The 19,138-nt window shown below is 60.2% G+C and carries 15 protein-coding genes; 7 read left to right on the top strand and 8 right to left on the bottom strand.

Annotated elements, in window-relative coordinates; translation table 11 throughout:
- Positions 1 to 718: 718 nt before the first annotated feature.
- The 3 genes from WDB66_RS13135 to WDB66_RS13125 all read left to right on the top strand — a co-directional run bounded on the left by WDB66_RS13135 (position 719) and on the right by WDB66_RS13125 (position 8,656).
- Positions 719 to 7,432: a DUF11 domain-containing protein gene (locus tag WDB66_RS13135; protein WP_339399055.1), complete on the top strand. Its 6,714-nt coding sequence runs from the start codon at positions 719 to 721 to the stop codon at positions 7,430 to 7,432.
- Between the two features lie 284 nt (positions 7,433 to 7,716).
- Positions 7,717 to 8,226, top strand: coding sequence for a hypothetical protein (locus tag WDB66_RS13130; protein ID WP_339399054.1), 510 nt, complete (start codon positions 7,717 to 7,719; stop codon positions 8,224 to 8,226).
- A gap of 25 nt (positions 8,227 to 8,251) precedes the next feature.
- Complete coding sequence (locus tag WDB66_RS13125; RefSeq protein WP_339399053.1) at positions 8,252 to 8,656, top strand: hypothetical protein; 405 nt, start codon at positions 8,252 to 8,254, stop codon at positions 8,654 to 8,656.
- Here WDB66_RS13125 and WDB66_RS13120 read toward each other — a convergent pair.
- The 8 genes from WDB66_RS13120 to WDB66_RS13085 all read right to left on the bottom strand — a co-directional run bounded on the left by WDB66_RS13120 (position 8,644) and on the right by WDB66_RS13085 (position 15,704).
- Entirely contained in the window at positions 8,644 to 9,681 is a 1,038-nt protein-coding gene (locus WDB66_RS13120; protein WP_339399052.1) for a DNA-binding protein, read from the bottom strand. The two genes, WDB66_RS13125 and WDB66_RS13120, sit on opposite strands and share 13 nt — an antisense overlap.
- A complete protein-coding gene (locus tag WDB66_RS13115; protein ID WP_339399051.1) occupies positions 9,678 to 10,724 on the bottom strand; it encodes a phage Gp37/Gp68 family protein in 1,047 nt (348 codons plus the stop codon). The genes WDB66_RS13120 and WDB66_RS13115 overlap by 4 nt, the downstream gene beginning before the upstream one ends.
- Positions 10,725 to 10,746: 22 nt before the next feature.
- Positions 10,747 to 11,655, bottom strand: coding sequence for a DNA methyltransferase (locus WDB66_RS13110; protein WP_339399050.1), 909 nt, complete (start codon positions 11,653 to 11,655; stop codon positions 10,747 to 10,749).
- Between the two features lie 91 nt (positions 11,656 to 11,746).
- The gene (locus tag WDB66_RS13105) at positions 11,747 to 12,169 is read right to left on the bottom strand and encodes a hypothetical protein (RefSeq protein ID WP_339399049.1); all 423 of its coding nucleotides are present in this window, start codon (positions 12,167 to 12,169) and stop codon (positions 11,747 to 11,749) included.
- Between the two features lie 20 nt (positions 12,170 to 12,189).
- Positions 12,190 to 12,330 (bottom strand): adenine nucleotide alpha hydrolase family protein, encoded by a 141-nt coding sequence (locus tag WDB66_RS13100; protein WP_339399048.1) that lies wholly within the window; start codon positions 12,328 to 12,330, stop codon positions 12,190 to 12,192.
- Positions 12,330 to 13,586 carry a DNA methyltransferase gene (locus tag WDB66_RS13095; RefSeq protein WP_339399047.1) on the bottom strand — a complete coding sequence of 419 codons (1,257 nt, stop codon included), beginning with the start codon at positions 13,584 to 13,586 and terminating at the stop codon, positions 12,330 to 12,332. The genes WDB66_RS13100 and WDB66_RS13095 overlap by 1 nt, the downstream gene beginning before the upstream one ends.
- Positions 13,583 to 15,331 carry a DNA cytosine methyltransferase gene (locus WDB66_RS13090; RefSeq protein ID WP_339399046.1) on the bottom strand — a complete coding sequence of 583 codons (1,749 nt, stop codon included), beginning with the start codon at positions 15,329 to 15,331 and terminating at the stop codon, positions 13,583 to 13,585. The genes WDB66_RS13095 and WDB66_RS13090 overlap by 4 nt, the downstream gene beginning before the upstream one ends.
- A gap of 121 nt (positions 15,332 to 15,452) precedes the next feature.
- Positions 15,453 to 15,704, bottom strand: coding sequence for a hypothetical protein (locus WDB66_RS13085; RefSeq protein WP_339399045.1), 252 nt, complete (start codon positions 15,702 to 15,704; stop codon positions 15,453 to 15,455).
- 267 nt (positions 15,705 to 15,971) lie between these two features.
- Between WDB66_RS13085 and WDB66_RS13080 the strand changes: the two genes are divergently transcribed.
- The 4 genes from WDB66_RS13080 (at position 15,972) to WDB66_RS13065 (ending at position 18,832) form a co-directional block, all read left to right on the top strand.
- Positions 15,972 to 17,027: a hypothetical protein gene (locus WDB66_RS13080; protein ID WP_339399044.1), complete on the top strand. Its 1,056-nt coding sequence runs from the start codon at positions 15,972 to 15,974 to the stop codon at positions 17,025 to 17,027.
- Positions 17,028 to 17,435: 408 nt separating this feature from the next.
- The gene (locus tag WDB66_RS13075; protein ID WP_339399043.1) at positions 17,436 to 18,101 is read left to right on the top strand and encodes a hypothetical protein; all 666 of its coding nucleotides are present in this window, start codon (positions 17,436 to 17,438) and stop codon (positions 18,099 to 18,101) included.
- A gap of 235 nt (positions 18,102 to 18,336) precedes the next feature.
- Positions 18,337 to 18,618, top strand: a complete 282-nt coding sequence (locus WDB66_RS13070) for a hypothetical protein (protein WP_339399042.1) — start codon at positions 18,337 to 18,339, stop codon at positions 18,616 to 18,618.
- 1 nt (position 18,619) lies between these two features.
- Positions 18,620 to 18,832 carry a hypothetical protein gene (locus WDB66_RS13065; protein ID WP_339399041.1) on the top strand — a complete coding sequence of 71 codons (213 nt, stop codon included), beginning with the start codon at positions 18,620 to 18,622 and terminating at the stop codon, positions 18,830 to 18,832.
- The last annotated feature ends 306 nt before the right edge of the window (positions 18,833 to 19,138 follow it).

Here is a 19,138-nt window from a genome sequence, read left to right as displayed (position 1 = left end):
GAAGGTTGTAGGGGCGCTTCTGGCCCTCTTGGTAGGTGCGGGGGGCTTGCAAGAAGTAAAGGCTGCTCAAAATACAAATGTGGCAGTCGATAACAAACTCTGCCCAAGCGGAGAGGCTTCAGATGATCCGCGATTCTGCGAAGATCCTATCCCTGCCTGCACGTCACTGAGTGAAGCATGGTGGCCTAGCGCACCGGTTGTTAGAACAAATGATGATGGTGAAGAGTACGAAACTGCAAGGTGGCGGCTTGGCGTCACAAATAACGGTGGCGAAGCGTGTCGTTTTCGTGTTGTGGCGTTTAATCCCATCCGAAAAAACGGGCTGTACGATCCTGGCGATCAGGCATTTCTTGGTGAACATAATGCACATCCATCATTCATTAGTAGGCGTACTGATCCATTCCCATATACTGGAGTATGGCCACAAGATGTAGCTCAGGAAAACGGGATTCCCTACTCAACTGAGTGGATGGCGTATTATCAGCCAGACCATGCGGGGCACATTCCCGGTAATCAATGGGCGGGAGTTCTAAGCCCCGGAGCCACTGCATGGTGGTGGGTGGGTCAAGGAAATGGGTTTCGCCTCACTGATGATTGGCGCTCAAAAGGGTGGTTTGTGGGTAATGGTGGCTCATGGGCTGGCTGTATCCACTTTGCGGCAGAAGGTGCTCGGCCAGTTGCTCGTGCGGGAACTGGTGAGATCGTTTATACATCGAGCATGACTGCTCAGGATGATGGAATTATCATTCGCGGCTGCCTCGGTGGGCAGGGTTCTCCTGGCCCAGCTGACCTGCGAATCGTCAAGTCCGGTCCGGATGCCGTCCAGCTCAACACCAATCACAACTATGTGATCACCGTAACCAACACCGGTGGCAGCTCCGCGACCAATCTTGTGGTCGAAGACACCTTGCCGGAAGGCGTTCGTTTCCAGAGCTTCCTGACCACCGGCAATTTCACCTGTAGCAGCAGTCTTGTGGGAACTCGGGATCGCCTGACCTGCACGCGCCCGAACCTTTTGCCAACGCGCCTGGACTCGATCAACGTCAATGTGCGGTTTGAGCCAACGGGTACATTCCCCATCTTTGTGACGAACACCGCATCGGTCGCGGCAGATGGCATTTCACCGAAAAGTTCGTCGGCCAATACCACCGTCCGTGGTCCGGCCGATCTGACCTTCGTCAAGACCGGTCCTGACACCGTGGTCACGGGTAGCAACATTAGCTGGACCATCCAAGGCACCAATGCTGGTCCTGACCGTGGCCGTGGGATTTATGTCAATGACACCCTGCCGCTGGGAACAACCTATGTTTCTGCAAGTGGAAGTGGCTGGTCATGCAGTTTGATCAATCCCCCCCGCAATGTGCGATGCACGCGAGCCACGAATTACGAGGCACCAATTGGGCCATTGCCGCCGATCACGATCACGGCCAATGTCACCGCTGCCCCAGGTTCCACCCTCCGCAATGTATGTACGGCTAGTTCGCAAGTTGACCCAACGCCGCAAAACCCGGACTGCGAGGCAACCACGACAGTCCTGGCACAAACCGCTGATCTGTCGTTCCAGAAGGCCGGCCCTGCAACGATTGCCGCAGGCGGCGCCATCACCTGGAACATCACAGGCAACAATGCCGGCCCTGCGGTGGCTGAGAACGTCCAGGTAGTCGATACGGTGCCCGCTGGCGTGACCAACATCGCCGCGACTGGTACAGGCTGGGCCTGTGCAGTAGCCGGTTCGGTTGTGACCTGTGATCGTGCCATCGCGTCCGTGGGAACGATTCCACCGATCACGATCTCCGGCACGGCACCAACCACGCCCGGCCCGATCACGAACACCTGTACGGCTTCGTCTTCCACCATCGACCCGACACCGGCAAATCCGGCCTGTACCACGACCACGGAAGTCACGCAGGAAGCGGACCTTGCGGTATTTAAGAGCGCTCCCTCATCGGTGATGGCCGAAGCGACCTTCACCTACCAGATCCGTGCCCGCAACAATGGGCCGAATCCGGCGCTAAGCGCTCAGATCGTGGATACGCTGCCTGCCGGAGTCACCTACCTGGGCCATTCTCAGGACAATGGCTGGTCATGTGCCATGGCGGGTCAGACGCTGACCTGCAATCGTGCAAGTATTCCGTCGACACCGACCAATCAGCAAGCATCAACAGCTGCCTGGGTGCAGGTAAGGGCGCCTGAGCTGCCGACGACCCTGGTCAACACGGCAACCATCAGCTCAACCACGACCGATCCGGTCCTCGGCAACAACAGCAGCAGCGTCGAGACCGTGGTGAATGCCACAGCTGGCCTGTCGATCGCCAAGACCGACAGTGCTGATCCGGTCTATACCGGTCAGGCGTTCGAGTATTACCTGGACGTGACCAATGTCGGGCCATCGGCAGCTACCAATGTCACTGTGAGCGATCAGGTGCCAGCGGAGTTGACCCTCATCTCAGCCACGGGATCAGGCTGGAATTGTACTGGTGCCGGGAACAATCTGATCTGTACGCATCAGTCCACGCTTGCTGCAGGTGAGGAGTCTCGGATCACGGTGAATGTTGTGGCGGGTGTGGTGAACACCGAAACCGTGATCACCAACACCGCATCGGTGGAAAGCGACGAAGAAGACAGTTATCCGGCTGACAACGTGGCGCAAGAGCAGACCACGATCATGCCGGCTGCCGATCTACAGGTAACCAAGAACGCCGATACCCTGACTCCGCGAGTGGGCGAAACGGTTGTGTTTACTGTCTCAATTCGTAATGCCGGCCCATCTGACGCAACCGGCGTCCGGGTCAGTGAGCAACTTCCTACCGGCTATCAGTTCGTGTCGGCCAACGCCAGCCAGGGGGCCTACAACCCGTTCCTTGGCATGTGGGCTGTGGGCAATCTAGCTGATCAAGGGGGCGCGACGCTGACGCTGGAAGCCCTGGTGCTGGCATCGGGTGAGTATCGAAACTACGTGATCGGTGAAGCTGATCAGGAAGATCCTGATCCGAGCGACAACGAAGATGAAGTGACGCCTGACCCTGTGCCGGTTGCAGACCTTGACCTGATCAAGGTGGTTGATAACCCGACACCGCGAGTGGGCGATCAGGTGGTCTTCACGGTCGTGGTCCGCAACAACGGCCCGTCCGATGCCACTAACGTCCGTGTGATTGAGCAACTGCCGTCCGGCTTCGAGTTCGTCTCCGCACAGGCCGATACCGGCGCCTATGACAGCGGCACTGGCCTGTGGAATGTGGGCAGCCTGGCCAACGGTGGGCAGGCTCGCCTGTCTCTTGTGGCTCGCGTGCTGGCCAGCGGCGATTACCGGAACGTGGTGACCGCCACGGCCGATGAAGAGGATCCAACGCCGCCAGAGGATGAGGAAACGCCGAACCCGACTCCGGTATCGGATCTGGGTGTGACCAAGAGCGTGGACAACGCCACGCCGTATGTCGGTGAGGCAGTGACCTTCACGGTCGTGATCAACAACGCCGGTCCGTCCGATGCGACGGGTGTCCAGGTGACCGAGCAGCTGGAGTCGGGCTACAGCTTCGTCTCCGCAGCGGCAACGGTGGGCAGTTACAACGAAGGCACCGGCTTGTGGTCCGTGGGCAATCTGGGTAATGGCGAAAGTGCCACCCTGACCCTGGTAGCGCTGGTGCAGGCAGAGGGTGAGTACCGCAACGCGGTCGTGGTGTCCGGTAACGAAGAAGACCCTGATCCGATCAATGATGAGGATGAGGTGACCCCGGATCCGGTGCCGCTGGCCGACCTTGGCGTACAAAAGATGATCGAGGGGTCAGAGGAAATTGGTGACCCGCGCATTGGTGGTCAGATCACCTACACCGTGATTGCGACCAACCATGGTCCTTCCACTGCCTCCAATGTGGTAGTTAACGAGCAGCTTGAGTCCGGATACAACTACGTGTCTTCAACGGCATCGCATGGTGCATACGATGAAGCCACCGGACTGTGGACCATCGGCGATCTGCTTAACGGCGAGTCTGCCACGCTGTATCTGACGGTCGATGTGCTGGCCGAAGGCAGCTACCGCAACCACGTCATCATCCTGGGTGATGAAGAGGATCCGATTCCGGAGAACAACGAGGATGAGGAAACCCCGACGCCGGTGCCGGTGGCTGACCTGACGCTGGTCAAGACTGCGGACAACATGACCCCCAATGTCGGGGACACCATCGTGTTCTCGGTCGTCATCTCCAACGCCGGTCCGTCCACAGCCACCAATGTGGTGGTGGATGAGCAACTGGAAACCGGATACAGCTTTGTATCCGCGTCGGCCACTGCTGGCACCTACGATGCAGTGACTGGCCTGTGGACCGTGGGTAATCTGGCCAACGGTGAGAGCGCGACCCTGACCCTGACTGCGCTGGTGTTGGCAGAAGGCGAGTACCGCAACTATGTGGTCGGCGGTGGGGATGAAGAGGATCCGACCACCCCCGAGGACGAAATCACGCCTGACCCGACGCCAGTTTCAGATCTTGGCGTGGTCAAGGTGGTAGACAACCAGACGCCTCATATCGGGGATCAGGTCACCTTTACCGTAGTGGTCAGCAACGCCGGCCCATCTGATGCCACTGGCGTCGAGGTGGCTGAGCAGCTCCCGTCCGGCCTGTCCTATGTCACATCTTCTGTTACCGCTGGCAGCTACAACGCCGGCACCGGTCTGTGGAGCATTGGCGACCTGGGCAATGGCGCCAGCGCCACGCTGACCCTGGTGGCTGAAGTGTTGGCCTCCGGCAGCTACCAGAACGTGGTGGTGGTGTCCGGTAACGAAGATGATCCGGACCCGGAAAACAACGAGGACGAATCGACTCCAACTCCGACCCCTGTTGCAAACCTCAGCGTCCACAAGGTCACCGAGTTCATGACCCCGCAGGTAGGTGAAACCATCACCTTCCAGGTTGATGTCTTCAACGCCGGTCCGTCTGATGCAACGGGTGTGGTGGTCACAGAGCTGATCGAATCCGGTTACAGTCTGGTTTCGGCGGTGCCTACGCTCGGTGGCTATGACGCTGCAAGCGGTTTGTGGACCATTGGCAATCTGGCAAACGGTGCCGGCGCGACTTTGGTCCTGACCGTCGAAGTCTTGGCTGAAGGCAGCTACCGCAACGCGGTCGTCGTGGTGGGTAACGAAGAAGACCCGGATCCGACCGACAACCAGGATGAGGTCACACCTGATCCTGTGCCGGTGGCTGATCTGCAACTGGTGAAGACGGCTGACTCGATGACCCCCAGGGTGGGTGACGACATCACGTTCAGTGTGGTGGTCAGCAATGCCGGCCCGTCCAGCGCCACGAATGTGGTCGTGACCGAACAGTTGGAGACGGGCTACAGCTTCGTTTCTTCCAGTGCCACGCAAGGTGCCTACGACGCTGGCACCGGCCTGTGGACCGTGGGCAATCTCGCCAACGGTGACAGTGCCACGCTGACGCTGGTGGCCACGGTGCTGGCCGAGGGCAACTACCGCAACTACGTGGTGGCCGGTGCGGACGAAGATGATCCAACGGATCCGGAAGATGAGATCACTCCGGACCCGACGCCGATCGCTGATCTGCATATTGTGAAGACGGCCGACACGATGACGCCGAACGTGGGCGACAACATCACGTTCAGCGTGGTGGTCAGCAACGCTGGACCGTCCGACGCCACGAATGTGGTCGTGACCGAGCAGTTGGAGACGGGCTACAGCTTCGTGTCCGCCAACGCGACCCAGGGCGCCTATGACCCCGGCACCGGCCTGTGGGCCGTGGGCAACCTTGCCAACGGCGACAGCGCCACGCTGACGCTGGTGGCAACAGTGCTGGCCGAGGGCAGCTACCGCAACTACGTGGTGGCTGGCGCCGATGAGGATGACCCGACGCTGCCGGAAGATGAGATCACCCCGGATCCCACTCCGATTGCGGATCTGTCGCTGGTCAAGACAGCCGACACGATGGAGCCGAAGGTGGGTGACGACATCACATTCAACGTGGTGGTCAGCAACGCTGGTCCGTCCGACGCCACGAACGTGGTCGTGACCGAACAGTTGGAGACGGGCTACAGCTTCGTGTCTGCCAACGCGACCCAGGGCGCCTATGACGCCGGCACCGGCTTGTGGACCGTGGGCACGCTGCCCAACGGTGACAGTGCCACGCTGACGCTGGTGGCCACGGTGCTGGCCGAGGGCAGCTACCGCAACTACGTGGTGGCCGGTGCGGACGAAGATGATCCGACATTGCCGGAGGACGAAATCACGCCGGACCCGGTGCCTGAAGCCGATCTGCAATTGGTGAAGACCGCTGACACGATGACCCCAAGGGTCGGTGATGACATCACCTTCTCGATCGAGATCAGCAATGCCGGCCCGTCCAGTGCGACGAACGTGGTCGTGACCGAGCAGTTGGAAACCGGTTACCAGTTCGTGTCCGGCGATGCGACCCAGGGTGTCTACGATGTCGGTACGGGCCTGTGGACCGTGGGCAACCTTGCCAACGGCGACAGTGCCACGCTGACGCTGGTGGCCACAGTGCTGGCCGAAGGCAGCTACCGCAACCATGTGACCGCGACCTCCGATGAGGACGATCCGACGCCGCCGGAAGATGAGATCACCCCCGATCCCACGCCTGTGGCCGATCTTGGCATCGTCAAGACGGTGGACAAGGACAGCGTGGAGGAAGGCGACGAGGTGGTCTTCACTGTCGTGGTCACCAACCACGGTCCGTCCGATGCCACCGGCGTGCTGGTGGCCGAAGATCTGCCTGCCGGATTGGAGTATGTGTCCGATGTGGCCGAACGCGGCGCCTATGACCAGGGCGTCTGGACCGTGGGCGATCTTGCCAACGGCGAGAGCGTCACGCTCACCATGGTGGCCACGGTGCTGGAAGGTGATGACCACACCAACATCGTGGTGGTCGAAGCCGATCAGGAAGATCCGAGCCTGGAGAACAACCAGGATACGGCGACCGTCACCCTGCGTGGTGGTGGCGTGGACCTCTACGTCATCAAGACCGTAGACACCAATCGTCCTGAAGTGGGTCAGATCGTGACCTTCACCGTTGAGCTGGGCAATCGTGGCTTGCGGGATGCCACCGGGGTCCAGGTCACCGAGAAGCTGCCCTCTGGCTACACCTTTGAGGAGGCTGAAACGACCTTGGGCACCTACGATGACGAGGTTGGTTTGTGGACAGTGGGTGATCTGGCCAGCGAGCAAACCGCTACCCTGACCATCAGGGCGGTGGTGCTGGAGGAGGGCGACTGGCTCAACCAGGTTGTCGCCACTTCGAACGAGGATGATGAGGATGAGTCGGACAACAGCGACGAGGCGTCAACCACGCCGCGTGTCCTGGGTCAAAAAGATGTACTCTTGATCCCGACGACCTCGATCCCTGCCCTTGCCATCCTGGCTCTGATGATGCTTGCCATCGGTGCCAGGATTCGCAAACGGATTTAACTGATCTGGAGGGATTTACGACAAGGGGCCGCGCTATGCGCGGCCCCTTGCTATCAAGTGAAGGAAAACTGAGGAAGTGTCAAAGGTTGGCTGGCGCTTGTTGAGGCGAGTGCTACCATGCCAATGCCAGTCGAGAAGGCACTAAGGAAGACGTGCCTTTAATTCGACCATACGCCACGCGAGTCAACAGAAACATGTCCAAAACGTCCGGTCCATCAGGGCCTTCCCGTGAAGAAGAGCGGCGGAAGGTGGTTGAAAGAACACGGAGCCGCATCGAGCGTTACATGACGCAATATGTCCCGGGAGTTCTCAAGACCGTGGTCATGAAGGCCACCCGCATCCGCGATGTCATCGCCACCAACGGTGGTTCCAGGGAGATCGGTGTCCAGTACCTGGAGCCAAGCGACCTATACCGTGTGCGTTACGAGGTGGCGACAGCGACGCTGGGAACACATTACATTTTTCTTGAATGCAGCTTGTTCCGAGTGCGTCTGCGTGTGGGTCTTGGATCCGATGCTGCTGCAACCGGAGACAGTTACGAGGGTTGGTTACAATTGTTAACAGGAGCCCTAGTTTCCAGCGGGTGGGATGTTATATTCTCAGATTTGGAGCCACCAAATTCAGTTGAACTGAGGGCTTCCATACGGCTACCCAAGGACTACATCATGGACAGCCAGATCTACATGAAACTTGCAGCACAGATTGCCGGCGCAGTGGGTATGCTGATTCTGGAAACAGGCAAGCATGGGTTTTACACGCTGCCAACTCTGCCGGATCGAATAGACTTCGATTGAAGATTTTCCGTGATGAGATGAGGTTATGATCAGGGGTTTTCAGCTTGATGTGAGGGGGGTAACCGCCGCCGAAATGGCATCACTTTTCCCGGCCTTGGCCCAGGTGCGCTGGCACCAGGCGCTCGGTAAGAGCGGTGCGGTTCAACTGCTTTTTGACACCGGGCTGAGCCTCTTGCTTCATGGGAAAACCGTCCACGAATGGTCTAGGTCGCTTGCGCGGCTGGATGTGGATGTCGAGGAACTGGCCTGGTATCTGGGCTTGGAAGACAGCACCCCTTGCCGTGACCGCTCCTTGGCCGGGCTGCTTCGGGAACTGGCCAACTGCCTCACTCCCTCCCTGCCCTCTAATGAGCCGGTCTTTGTTCCGGCTCAAGTGTCGGTCCCTGCCCCTGCAACGGCGAAGCTCGTCGTTGCCAACTACTTGCGCTGAGTCTTCCTCGCCGGCTTGCTGTCGGCCTTTGATGCAAGTAGTTCGATCTGGCGGTTCACGCGATCGCGCTCTTCGGCCAGTGCCTTTTCGTGCTGCGCGACTGCCTGTTCGTGCCTGGCCTCGATCTCTGCCAGGCGCTTGGTCAACTCCCGGTTCTGGCCATGCACCGTCGCAAGCTCCAGCTTGTCCTGTTCCCTGCCCTTCTGGTCGGCTTCCATCTTCTGGTGGGCGGCTTCCATCTTTTGGGTCAGGCCCTCAACCTGCTTTGAGAGCGAGTCGACCAGCGCCTGCCTGTCGGCAAGCTGCCTATCCAGATCCTTGTTCACAGCGCCCGCTGCGGCAAGGGCCTTCTCGTGTTCGTGCAGCAGCGCCTGAGCCTGGGCCTGGGCCTGTGCGGCCGCAGCTCGGGCATGTTCCAGCGCCTGCCGGCTTTCATCGACGGCTTGCCGGGCGGCATCGCGTTCACGCTTGGTGGTGGCCAGCTCCGCGTCGAGCCGACCGATTTCCGATTGCGCATGCTGAAGGTTGGCCTCCAGCTGCGTGCAGCGCTCTGTCAGAACCTGCTCGCCCTGGTGCAACGCATTGACACGGTTTTCCAACGATTCGCGCAACGCCTGCTGTGAGGCCAGTTGCTGTTCAAGGGCCTTGATCTGATTGGTTTGCGTGTCCAGCGTGTTCTGGATCTTCGCGGCCTCGCGGACATGCCGGGCCTGTGCCTTTTCCAGCTCTTCGCGTTGGGTCACCAGTTCGTTGTGGGCCACCTTGCGAGCCAACTGCATCACGCTGGAAACGGCTTCGCGCAGATGCTTTTCTTCCTCGGTTTCGGCCGTCAGGTTCGTGCCCATGAGCGTGGGGCCGTAATGCTCGTACCAGGCGGTGAGCATCCGATTGATGGTAGTGACCGATCCTCGATTCCCCAGGTACTCGCGCAACCCCGCATTCGTGGGTCGCTCGCCCTGGCTGATAACGGCGTCGATCGCGGACCAGACTTCGGCTTGGGTCAGGTTCCTGGTTGAGGTGCTCATGGGTTCGTTCGGATCTGGTGTGGGTGCGCGGACGGTCGGCCATCCTGACCGCAGGCGCCTGGCTTGGCAATCTGCGAGCTGGTCAGCGCAGGGATGTCATGACCTGGTGGGTCCGGAAACTGATGGTGCATCCGCCCATCCAGGAGTCGGCCAGCGGCCTTTTTACCAATGCGCTTCATGACCGCGTTCTGGTCATTGGAAGCGCCTTCCATCATGTCGATCGGTGCCCACTCACCCCACTGCTTGAACAGGAACGGGACGCCTACCTGTGCGCACTGGTCCCGGAGGCTTCGGACCCAATCACGATGAGTGGGTCGGGCGCGTTTGCCTGACTCGCCGCCGCAGATCACCCAATCCAGTGCTTCCAGTGCGTTGGTTCCATCGTTCAAGCGCACCGGATTGGCGAACACACCCTCAAAGCTAATCGGGCCAAGCATCGGCTCGATTGAAAGAAACCGCACTGCGGCCGGAACGGCCAGCAGTTTCGGGATGTCGCGGTCAGCTTCAGCCTGTGTGACCACGGTGGCTCCCAGCCATACGTTGGGCATCGGCCACATACAGCCAGGCTCCTGCAACCGCGACATGGCTTCCTGGATCATGTCGGCCGCGTTGCCAATCCGTTTGGTCAACAGCAGCCAGTCCAAGTTCGGCGTGCTGCGGATCAGATGGAACAGGTCAGCACGCCACTGTGGATCGACCTCGCCGTCGAACACATCCGCCAGCGAGGCACAGAACACGCGACGGCGGGCAGGACGAAGGCAAGGCTCAGGGCATTGCCCACAGGCAGCCTGTGGCCCGCTTGCGATGCCGCGCCACCCGCATCGGGCGCAGCTGTAAAATGGCTGGGCGTTCCACTGCAACGGCTTGCGCCAATAGGTGGGCGAGGTGCGAACCCGTGGCTGGCCGACACCCCACTTCACCACGCCGAATCTGGATGTTGTCTGTTCGGCGTAGCAGTGATCGCACGCGGGTGAAATCCGGGTGCATCCCACCCACGGGTTGAACGTGCTGTCGCACCACTCAATCGACGTGACATCAGCCATGGTCAGATCTCCCTATTTGTCATCAAAGTGGCAGGCCGGGCTGTGCGCCGGCAACCCGTCGCCTCGCCGTTTCCACGGCCTCGCTGTCCTGGTCGATGCCGACGAACCCGAATCCAAGATCGACGGCTGCCTTGCCTGTCGTGCCGCTACCGCACCACGGATCCAGTACCTCGCCACCGGGTGGGGTGACCAGACTGCAAAGCCAACGCATCAAAGCAAGCGGCTTGACGGTCGGATGCAGGTTCGGGCCATCCGCATTGCGCTCCTGTGCTGTGGGCTTGGCACAGTAGAAAAACCTGGCTGCACTGCCTACATCACCACGGGCCTGTAGATCCATCGGCTTGCGAACACCGTTGAATACGCGGCCACCGGTTTGCGTGGTCTGGTGACTGGCCTTGGTGTCGCTGCTGGCCCCGGGTGTATCTGGGAAGGCATCCAGCACCTGCTGGCTGCCATCATGGATGACATTGGAAGGCCAGCGCCCGAGCTGTGCGCCATCCTTCGCATCTTCGTCGTCAGAATCGCCCTGTACGGGCACACGGGCCTGCCCGATGTTGAGTGCTCCTGTCCCCCATCGAAGGACGTTGGAACGCATGCTGGACTCACTGGCGGGCTTTTGAGCCAGAACAATCGGCTCCAGCGCCGGCTTGAGAGCCTGCAAGCCGTAGCGCCACTCTTCCAGGCCCTCGATCTCCAGCTTCCGGGCTTTCGGGAAGCCGGTGCCGAAGATCCACGCCAACAAGGGATGGATCGTGAATCCGGCATCCTCGATGCGACTGGCCAGGCGATGATAGGTGCGGCTGCCGGAGAAGGCGATCAGGTACGCACCTGGCTTCACCACGCGGAAGACCTCGCGCAGCTCCGGCAGCGTCGGCAGCTCGTAATCCCACTGCTGACGCTTGAACCCCAGGCCATAGGGCGGATCGGTCACCGCTGCATCAAAGCGGCAGGTTTCAAGAGTTCGCATCACATCCAGGCATGCACCCTGGATGATCTGCGGCGAGCGGGCGTCGCCACTGCCGTCAGCGCGTGTCATGGTGCTGGCCCTTATCGTCGGTGAGCTGGAACTCGGGAACGAGGATCTTTTCGTTCCTGTTCCATAGAGCGCAGCAGATGCTGGCCACCGCGATCGGATCACCGGTCGCAAGATGAGCCAACAGCATCCGCGACAGCGATCGCTGATCAGTCGGGATTGGGCCTGACTGGTCGCCAGCATCCTTGCTGCGGTTGATCGCCATGTTGGTCTTCATCGCGGCCGCGAACAGGCCAACGCATTCTTCATCGTCCAGCCGCCGCACTTCATCGTCCGGGCCATGCAGCGCGATCAGCGCACTGATCGCATGTTCCAGTGCCTTGGCCGTGACGATCGCGTCAGGGTGGATCTGTGCGTCCAGTTGCGCGCCTGCATGCAGCTCGCGCAAGGCTCCAAGATAGTTCGGGTTCATTGCCAGATTCCTTGTCATCGTCAGGATTCACACAGGCCAAGATCGGACGTGCATCCGCCTCCTGCCTGCTGTTGGAAAAAGAGGTCAAACGCCAGCAGGTAGACAGCGGTGCTGTCCTTGCCTCCACTCACGTTGACCAGGTGCTGTGCTTTGATGCCCATCACGCCGCCCTCCGTGGCAGATCCGAAATGCCAAGGTGGAAGCCAGGGAATGGTCGAAACCGCTCAGCGCCAGCGCGCAGGTAATCGAGCATCGCTTCCACGACCAGCCAGCGGCGCCCGTTTCGTTCGGCTGCCATTCCGGTGGTGGCGGTGCCGCCGAACGGATCAACAATCAGATCGCCTACATCCGACAGGAATCGAGTGAGAAACTCGGGGATGGCAAGCGGCTGGCCAGCTCCGTGAACCGGCAAGCCCAACGCACGTGCATCGGCGCGGTACTGGTTGGAGTCCGCACAGGTGTGTCCGCGCACCAGGACATTGGTGGGGATCCTGCCGGCAGTACGCTGCCCAAAGCGGCCCGGATGGATCCGGTAGGCGCCGTCGCTGTAGCTCTGGTAACGCCGCTCGCCGCCCTGCCCCATCAGTTGCTGATGCTGCTGCGTGTGAGCTTCAAGGACGCGCCGGTTGTCTGACTTCACCTTGGTGGGATCGTTGGTCAGCCAGTAGATCGGCTCGTACCCCACGTTCAATTGCACCCTTGCCATCGAGGCCCAGCGGACCGGGCCAGGTGGCTTGGACGGGTTCGACCAAATCAGGGTGTCCATGCGATGCAGGCCGAAGCGATCGCACAACATCAACAGCAGCCGCTCCGCGTACAGGGACCGCGAGGGCAGTCCCTGCTCGAACACGTCATTGCCCAGATTGATGGCAAGGCTTCCACCAGGAGCCAGATGCTTGATCAACGGCTCCATGGCTCTACAGATGAAGTCGATGTAGGTGGCTTCATCACTTGGACCACCGTAGGCACGGCTCTTGCGCAGCGGGTATGGCGGTGAGGTAATCACCGCCGTGATCTGCTGGCCCAGGCCAGCCAGCACGTGTTCGCACTTGCCCCAAATGGCTACGCCAAGGTGAGTTGAAAAGGCGACAAGCCGAGTCGTGTCTATTGCTTCATGCAGGCCCGTTTTGGTTCGCACGGCCACGCGCCACGCGCCGCGCTGCGCGGGGTCGCGCTCGACCAGCCCCATGTGCTTCAAGGTCTGGATCTTCCAACGCACATCGCGCTGATACAGGTTGTGCTGTTGCCCTGATTCACCCACGGGCACCCGCCGGCCCGTCACTGCTTCATCCAGTCCGGCGCTTTGCGCCACCTGATCGTAGATCTCCCGGGTGGTCAGGCTTTGGCCTTCCGGTGCCGCCAGGAAGGCATCGGTGACATGCGGAAACAGGTCAAGTTGAATCGCGCCCGCGCTCATGATCTGACGCCTTCTTCCGGTGATGGCAGCGTCATGGCCATGCCCATGTCCCGCACCCAGATCGGCGTGCTGGACAGCGCGAAGGTTTGTCCGGTGCGCGCCATCAGCAAGGTCCGGCCGATCTCGGTACCGATGGCCTTGGCCGCTGCGCGAGGCACCGCGTTGCCGATTCGCTCGCGCCAGGCTTGATCGCTGTTGCCCGACAACACGAAGTGCTGTTGCGCAGCAGCAACCCTGTCCGCCTCCGCGATCTCGCCGGCAACCTTGGGATCGGTCGGCCACCGTTCCTCTGGATCAAACAGCGACTGCAATGCAGCGAGTTCCAGCGTGGTGAACGGCCGATGCCAGGTGCCGTCCAGGCTCTGGATCCTGCACACCAGGTTCTGCCGAGCCTTGGGCATGACATCAACATCCGCTGCTCCGGCAGCTGCCTGCACTCGATCATCGGCTACGGCAAAAGCGCCATGGCCGGTGTCGCTTCTGCCGATCACGGTGCTGGTCGTGTCATCGAGCGATGTCACCTGGTACTTGCCCTGGCCAGCAAAGCTGCTGTTGGAGCGAGGGTCGGCAACGCCGTAGGCGCCCATGTTGTTTCCACCGATGACGGTGCCGGCGTGCCCGGCCCAAGGCGTAATCGGGTACTTGGAATAAAGTGGACCCTGTGCTGGCCGTGGGTCGGACACGCACTGGCCCGAACCATGGGCGCCAGTCACTGTGCCGGCGCGGCCGCGCCAGGGCACGATGCGGAACTCGTTGTTGTGCTTCTTCGGCCCCGTGTGCCGGGGATCGGCAACGCTGAAGGTGCCCTGCCCTGGCGACTTCACCCCGATGACGGCGCCGGCAATGTCGTCCATGTGCATGACGCCGAACTGCTTGTACTGCGCAGCTCCCTCGCGATGACGCGGGTCGGCAACTGAGAACTTGCCGGTGGTGGCTCTGGCCGAGCCGGTCACGGTGCCCGCAGGATCTTCCCAGCCGTTCACGCCCAGCACTCCGTTGTGCCAACCGGGCACAACCAGGTAGTCGCGCAGGTAGCCATCCTGGACCACGAGCCGGTTGAGGCTGCGCCAGTCGCTCCCAGCTTCGACAAACGCCAGCCGCACCCAGGTCTTCCATTGCAGGGCCGGAATGCGGTGCATCGGACCACCACGGTCAAGATCGCCGGGCAGTGGCATCCGGCCCAGGACATCACCCACGCGCCCATGTGGGCGCTTGTGCGGCTCGTACAGGAACGGTGGCACCTTCTCTGCGTGACGGGCCACCATGAGGAAGCGGCGTCTGCGCTGCGCAAGACCGCCCAGCTCGCCGCAGTCATGCGTGGTTTCACGGACCACATATCCGTAGTGCTCCAACATGCTGACGATCTGGTCAAGCAGGTGACGACCACGCGATGCGATCAGCGGCACGTTTTCCAGCAGCAGGATCGGAATCGGATCGTCCTTGTAGGCTTCCAGCAGCAGCATGATTCCGCGCAACGTCAGCTCGTTCAGCGCCGTGTAGCGAAGGGTCCGACTCAAGGTGTCAGTCATCAGCCCGCTGAAGGCTTTGCACGGCGGACTGAGGAACACCGCGTCCGGGTGCTCGTTCCCAAATGCATGGTGGATGTCGGCAGGCACCGCCTCGCGCCAGCCTGCCGGTGGGTCTTTCCTGTGGAAGGCCCGGTACTGCTCCAGTGAGAACAGATCCAGATGCGTGCCGGCGACGCCGGTCAGCATCTTGAAGTCGTCCAGCCCGGCCGGATCCACGTCGATACCGCCGATGCAGCGCATGCGCGCCTTGGCCGTGCCGATGTCCGGACGGGCATCGTTGAAGCCGGCCGCACCAGATCCTGATCCGCAGAACAGATGCCCGTGACGGATCTCGAATTCAGCGGCCATGGGCAAGCCCTCGCCTGTCGATCATCCCGTTGAGCATTGCCAGCTGAGCCTGAGCGATGAACTGGTCCAGCTCAGCGCTCTTGCGTTCCAGCGCCTGGCACAACGCGATCAGACCTTCATCGCCATTGCGCTCGCTCGCGAGCTGGCGGGCCTGTTCGATTTCGATACCAAGCACGGTGGGTGTGCCTGCGGGCCTGTCAGCCCGCAAGGCAGGCGTGCATGTGTCGGGGGTGTTCTGCATGTCCATCTCCAAAGGGTTTTCGGGTGTTGACACGGTACACGGTACACGATACGGTACACGCTACGCAACGCCACCGATAAGGAAACCTAGCGGCATCAGGTGAACAAGCCGGAGGCGGAAGAAAACGACGATTTGACAGCCCGGAGAGGCGTGACGCGCCGGGAGGTCCGAAGCAACAGAGGGGTCAGTGCAAGGGCTTGCGCCTGTCACGCTGACCTAGCAATGTTCCACACAGGCGTCCAAACCTATTTCAAGAGGAATCAGTCAATGAAACTCACGAAGATGTTCTTTGTGGCTTGGGCGTTGTCGCTCTGTGGCTTTGTCGGCGCGGCTGCGCCGAAGATCGGTGTGCTCAAGCCTGAAATGAACGGTGTGTCCGCTCTGCTCTCCCCGGCGTCTGGCCAGATGAAGCGACAGGACGGACGCCCTGGGCAGATCAGCTTGGTAGCACTTGGAGAGGGAAAGTACCGGGGCACCTTCTCCGACTATGACGATGCCGGCGCACAAGTGTGGCTGGACTTTCACGGAAGTTTCGTTCACGCATCCGAAGAGGATGTGCTGGACGGAAAACACCTGGGTTCAATGGAAACGAAGCTGTTCTATGCCCCGGATGGGCAGCACCCGGACGACCGTTTCCAGTACGGAACCATCAACGTGATCTGGAAGACGCCGACCACGGCCATTGTCCGCGTGCAACAGGGTGACCAGAAGCCTGGCCGACCGGCCGCGTATGGTATGGATTTCCGTGATGAACCAGTCGCAAAGATGGCTGGGTATCACGAGTCCAGCCCCTTGGGGATGATCGACTTTACGATGCGCGTCCGTGTTGAGAATGTTGATGGAAGCGTGCAGGTGGTGGAAGGTGTCGCCCATTTCTTTGGAACACCCATTGCCAATCTCGCGCCCTTTCTCGCAGAGAGCACCCAGCATTATATCTACGGCATGTATTGCTGGACATGGCTGAACTGCCAACAAGATCTGATGCCCCTTCTTCTGGATGGGATGGGCTGTCAGGAAAATGACTATTGTCAGGTTGTTCTTTTGTGGGACAACGCAACCCGCAAGGGGACTCTTGAAGCGATGGTGCGTCCTGAAGGTGACTGGAAGACGTGGCATCGTGAAAAGAAGGGAGCTACGGGTGTTGTGATGTCGACCTACCCTGGTTCGGTCTTTCCCATGGCGGGTGTTGGACAGGCGTCGGGTGGGCGGACGATCAGCTTTGAGCTGATCCCTATCCAGGGAGCATATGGGTGGTTCTCTGATGAGGCGGCGCCCGAAGATCCAGTTGGCACTGTCGGCCCTGCGCCGGACAACAGTTGGTGACGGGCGATGGCTTGGTCACCTGCATCGAAGCGGCTGAAAGGCGTGGCTGAAACAAAGATCAAGGGCGCCGTCGCCACACTGGCGGCGCCCTTTCCAGGGGCATGCCCATGAGGGTGCCGGTCGCAAGCACACTGAGGCTGCGGTTACCGGGCCTGGAGTGGATCTCCCGCACGCCGGCCCGCCTGTACGTTGGATCCGATAACGAGCTGACCATCGTGTTGCGAGGCGGGTCCGCCCCTGAGTGGATGGCCTCGCTTGAACACCAGGGGATCGAGGCAGAAGAACTGCTTTGGAATCTGGGGATCCCTCCACATGAATCTGAGCCACCGGAAAGCCATAAGGCCCTGCTCCAAAGGGCGTTGGTTTTGATCCAGGAGCACTCTTTAATCAGTGAATGAGGTGTGAGCCATGAAGTATGTAATGAGCCTGCTCGCAGGCGTGATTCTGACTGTCACAGCATGCTCCCCTGGGGCCAGCGATCCCTATCTGGGGATGTACTACAACGACAAGAGTCCGAGCTTTTCAGTTGTTGAGATTGTGCGCGATGGGGACGCCTATCTCATGCAGGATGTGTTGCTCCATCCGGATCACACTGAAGTCCGAAAGATCCTGCTCAACAAGAAGGATGGACATCTTGCCTACCCCAACAGTCTGGGTGGCACCAGCTTCGTCCTCTCCGAGGACAAACAGACGTTGTATACCAGCAGCGGCAACATGGTTCGCATCACCCGTGAGGAGATTGATGCAAAGCTCAAGAAGATTGAGGAGTACCAAGCCATTGCCTCGGTGAACGAGATGGCCTGCAATGCTGAAAAAGCCGTCTACATGGAGCGTGTGAGGGGTATTTCCAACCGTGGTCGGCATGACCTTGCTATGCAGGTGTTGTACGAAGAATACACCGATAAGTACGAGGAAGCCGCCAAGGCCATTCCGGGTTGCCACAAGGACGGTCAGCCAGGCCCGGAAAAGCCGGTGCCCAGCCGTATAGCCAAGATCGGCAACGCTGACAGGCCCGCTGCTCCTGTCAGTACACCGAACTCGTCCAACAGCTACAGCCGTGGTCAGGGGGGTTAAATGTTGTTGTGCGTTACTGGTGGCTAACGAAGGATGGAGATCGTGATTGCCTTGATCTTTACGAGCGCCATTACAGCGCACACCGATACGCGGATGGTCGAGAACGAAAACTGTTCGTTGGGCCGGGCGAGTTGGCCGACACCTTGCAGGCCCAAGCCGACAAACTGTGCAGCTGTCCGCCAGCTGGTGCAGCTAACCAGGACGACTCTGAGGCATCAAAGTGGAGCATCGACACATGACGTACAAGATCAATTGGTTCTTAGAGACAAATTGGCCGCATGATAAGCCCACAGAGCCACCACTGACTGGAATGGACTGGACTCGGGTGACGCAGTTCCCCTTCCTGCCGAGAGTCGGAGACATGATTTCTCTCGGTGAAGGTGAGGATCCGCTTGAGGTTGAGTCTGTGTTCTTTTTCACTAAATCGACGTGCGTCGAAGTGCATGTGCACTTCAAGTTTGTGGATGAACGTTGTTCGTCAAAGTCTATGGTTGAAGCTGGCTGGATCGAGGGATGAAATGGCAAAGCTCAAAGTATATAGTGGCCTGACCCTCGGTCAGGGCCGAAAGGAGGTCCGCACGGTGGTAGCGGCACCGAGCTGGAAGAGGGCAGCAGAAATAGCCGGCCTTAGCATTGGCTTCATGCGGGATTATTGGTCTATCACCGGCAACACCAGTGAGATTGAAGCAGCGATGAAGAATCCCGAAACCCTTGTTCTGATTGATCAGTAGAAGCGCACGAAAGTGACAGGCCATATATGCCAGCCGCTGGCCCTTCCCATGGCCGACTCGGATCTGCACGCCGTGGATCTGGGCCGTGGGCTGCATCTGCCGATTCCAGATGAAGCAACGGTCGCCTTTGCGCAATGGAACGCGGATGTAGCAGACAGCTTCGCGCCCAACACCCACAGGGCGCTTCATTCCGCGCTGCGCGGGTACGCCCTGTGGTGTCAGCAGGGCCAACTTGCCGCGCCGTTGCCGGCGACACTGGACATGATCCTGGCCTACTGCGAGCACCTGGTAGCCGCAGGGCGCAAG

This window comes from Denitratimonas organivorans (genome assembly GCF_037478135.1).
GTDB lineage: Bacteria > Pseudomonadota > Gammaproteobacteria > Xanthomonadales > Xanthomonadaceae > Denitratimonas.
The sequence above is the reverse complement of the archived record's forward strand: the minus strand, read 5'-3'. Positions and strand labels throughout refer to the sequence as shown.

Bases quoted from the DNA above. Each gene is read 5' to 3' on its own strand.
- WDB66_RS13135 (WP_339399055.1), top strand. From the start codon at position 719: ATGACTGCTCAGGATGATGGAATTATCATTCGCGGCTGCCTCGGTGGG.
- WDB66_RS13130 (WP_339399054.1), top strand. From the start codon at position 7,717: ATGACGCAATATGTCCCGGGAGTTCTCAAGACCGTGGTCATGAAGGCC.
- WDB66_RS13125 (WP_339399053.1), top strand. From the start codon at position 8,252: ATGATCAGGGGTTTTCAGCTTGATGTGAGGGGGGTAACCGCCGCCGAA.
- WDB66_RS13120 (WP_339399052.1), bottom strand. From the start codon at position 9,681: ATGAGCACCTCAACCAGGAACCTGACCCAAGCCGAAGTCTGGTCCGCG.
- WDB66_RS13115 (WP_339399051.1), bottom strand. From the start codon at position 10,724: ATGGCTGATGTCACGTCGATTGAGTGGTGCGACAGCACGTTCAACCCG.
- WDB66_RS13105 (WP_339399049.1), bottom strand. From the start codon at position 12,169: ATGAACCCGAACTATCTTGGAGCCTTGCGCGAGCTGCATGCAGGCGCG.
- WDB66_RS13100 (WP_339399048.1), bottom strand. From the start codon at position 12,330: ATGGGCATCAAAGCACAGCACCTGGTCAACGTGAGTGGAGGCAAGGAC.
- WDB66_RS13095 (WP_339399047.1), bottom strand. From the start codon at position 13,586: ATGAGCGCGGGCGCGATTCAACTTGACCTGTTTCCGCATGTCACCGAT.
- WDB66_RS13085 (WP_339399045.1), bottom strand. From the start codon at position 15,704: ATGCAGAACACCCCCGACACATGCACGCCTGCCTTGCGGGCTGACAGG.
- WDB66_RS13080 (WP_339399044.1), top strand. From the start codon at position 15,972: ATGAAACTCACGAAGATGTTCTTTGTGGCTTGGGCGTTGTCGCTCTGT.
- WDB66_RS13075 (WP_339399043.1), top strand. From the start codon at position 17,436: ATGAAGTATGTAATGAGCCTGCTCGCAGGCGTGATTCTGACTGTCACA.
- WDB66_RS13070 (WP_339399042.1), top strand. From the start codon at position 18,337: ATGACGTACAAGATCAATTGGTTCTTAGAGACAAATTGGCCGCATGAT.
- WDB66_RS13065 (WP_339399041.1), top strand. From the start codon at position 18,620: ATGGCAAAGCTCAAAGTATATAGTGGCCTGACCCTCGGTCAGGGCCGA.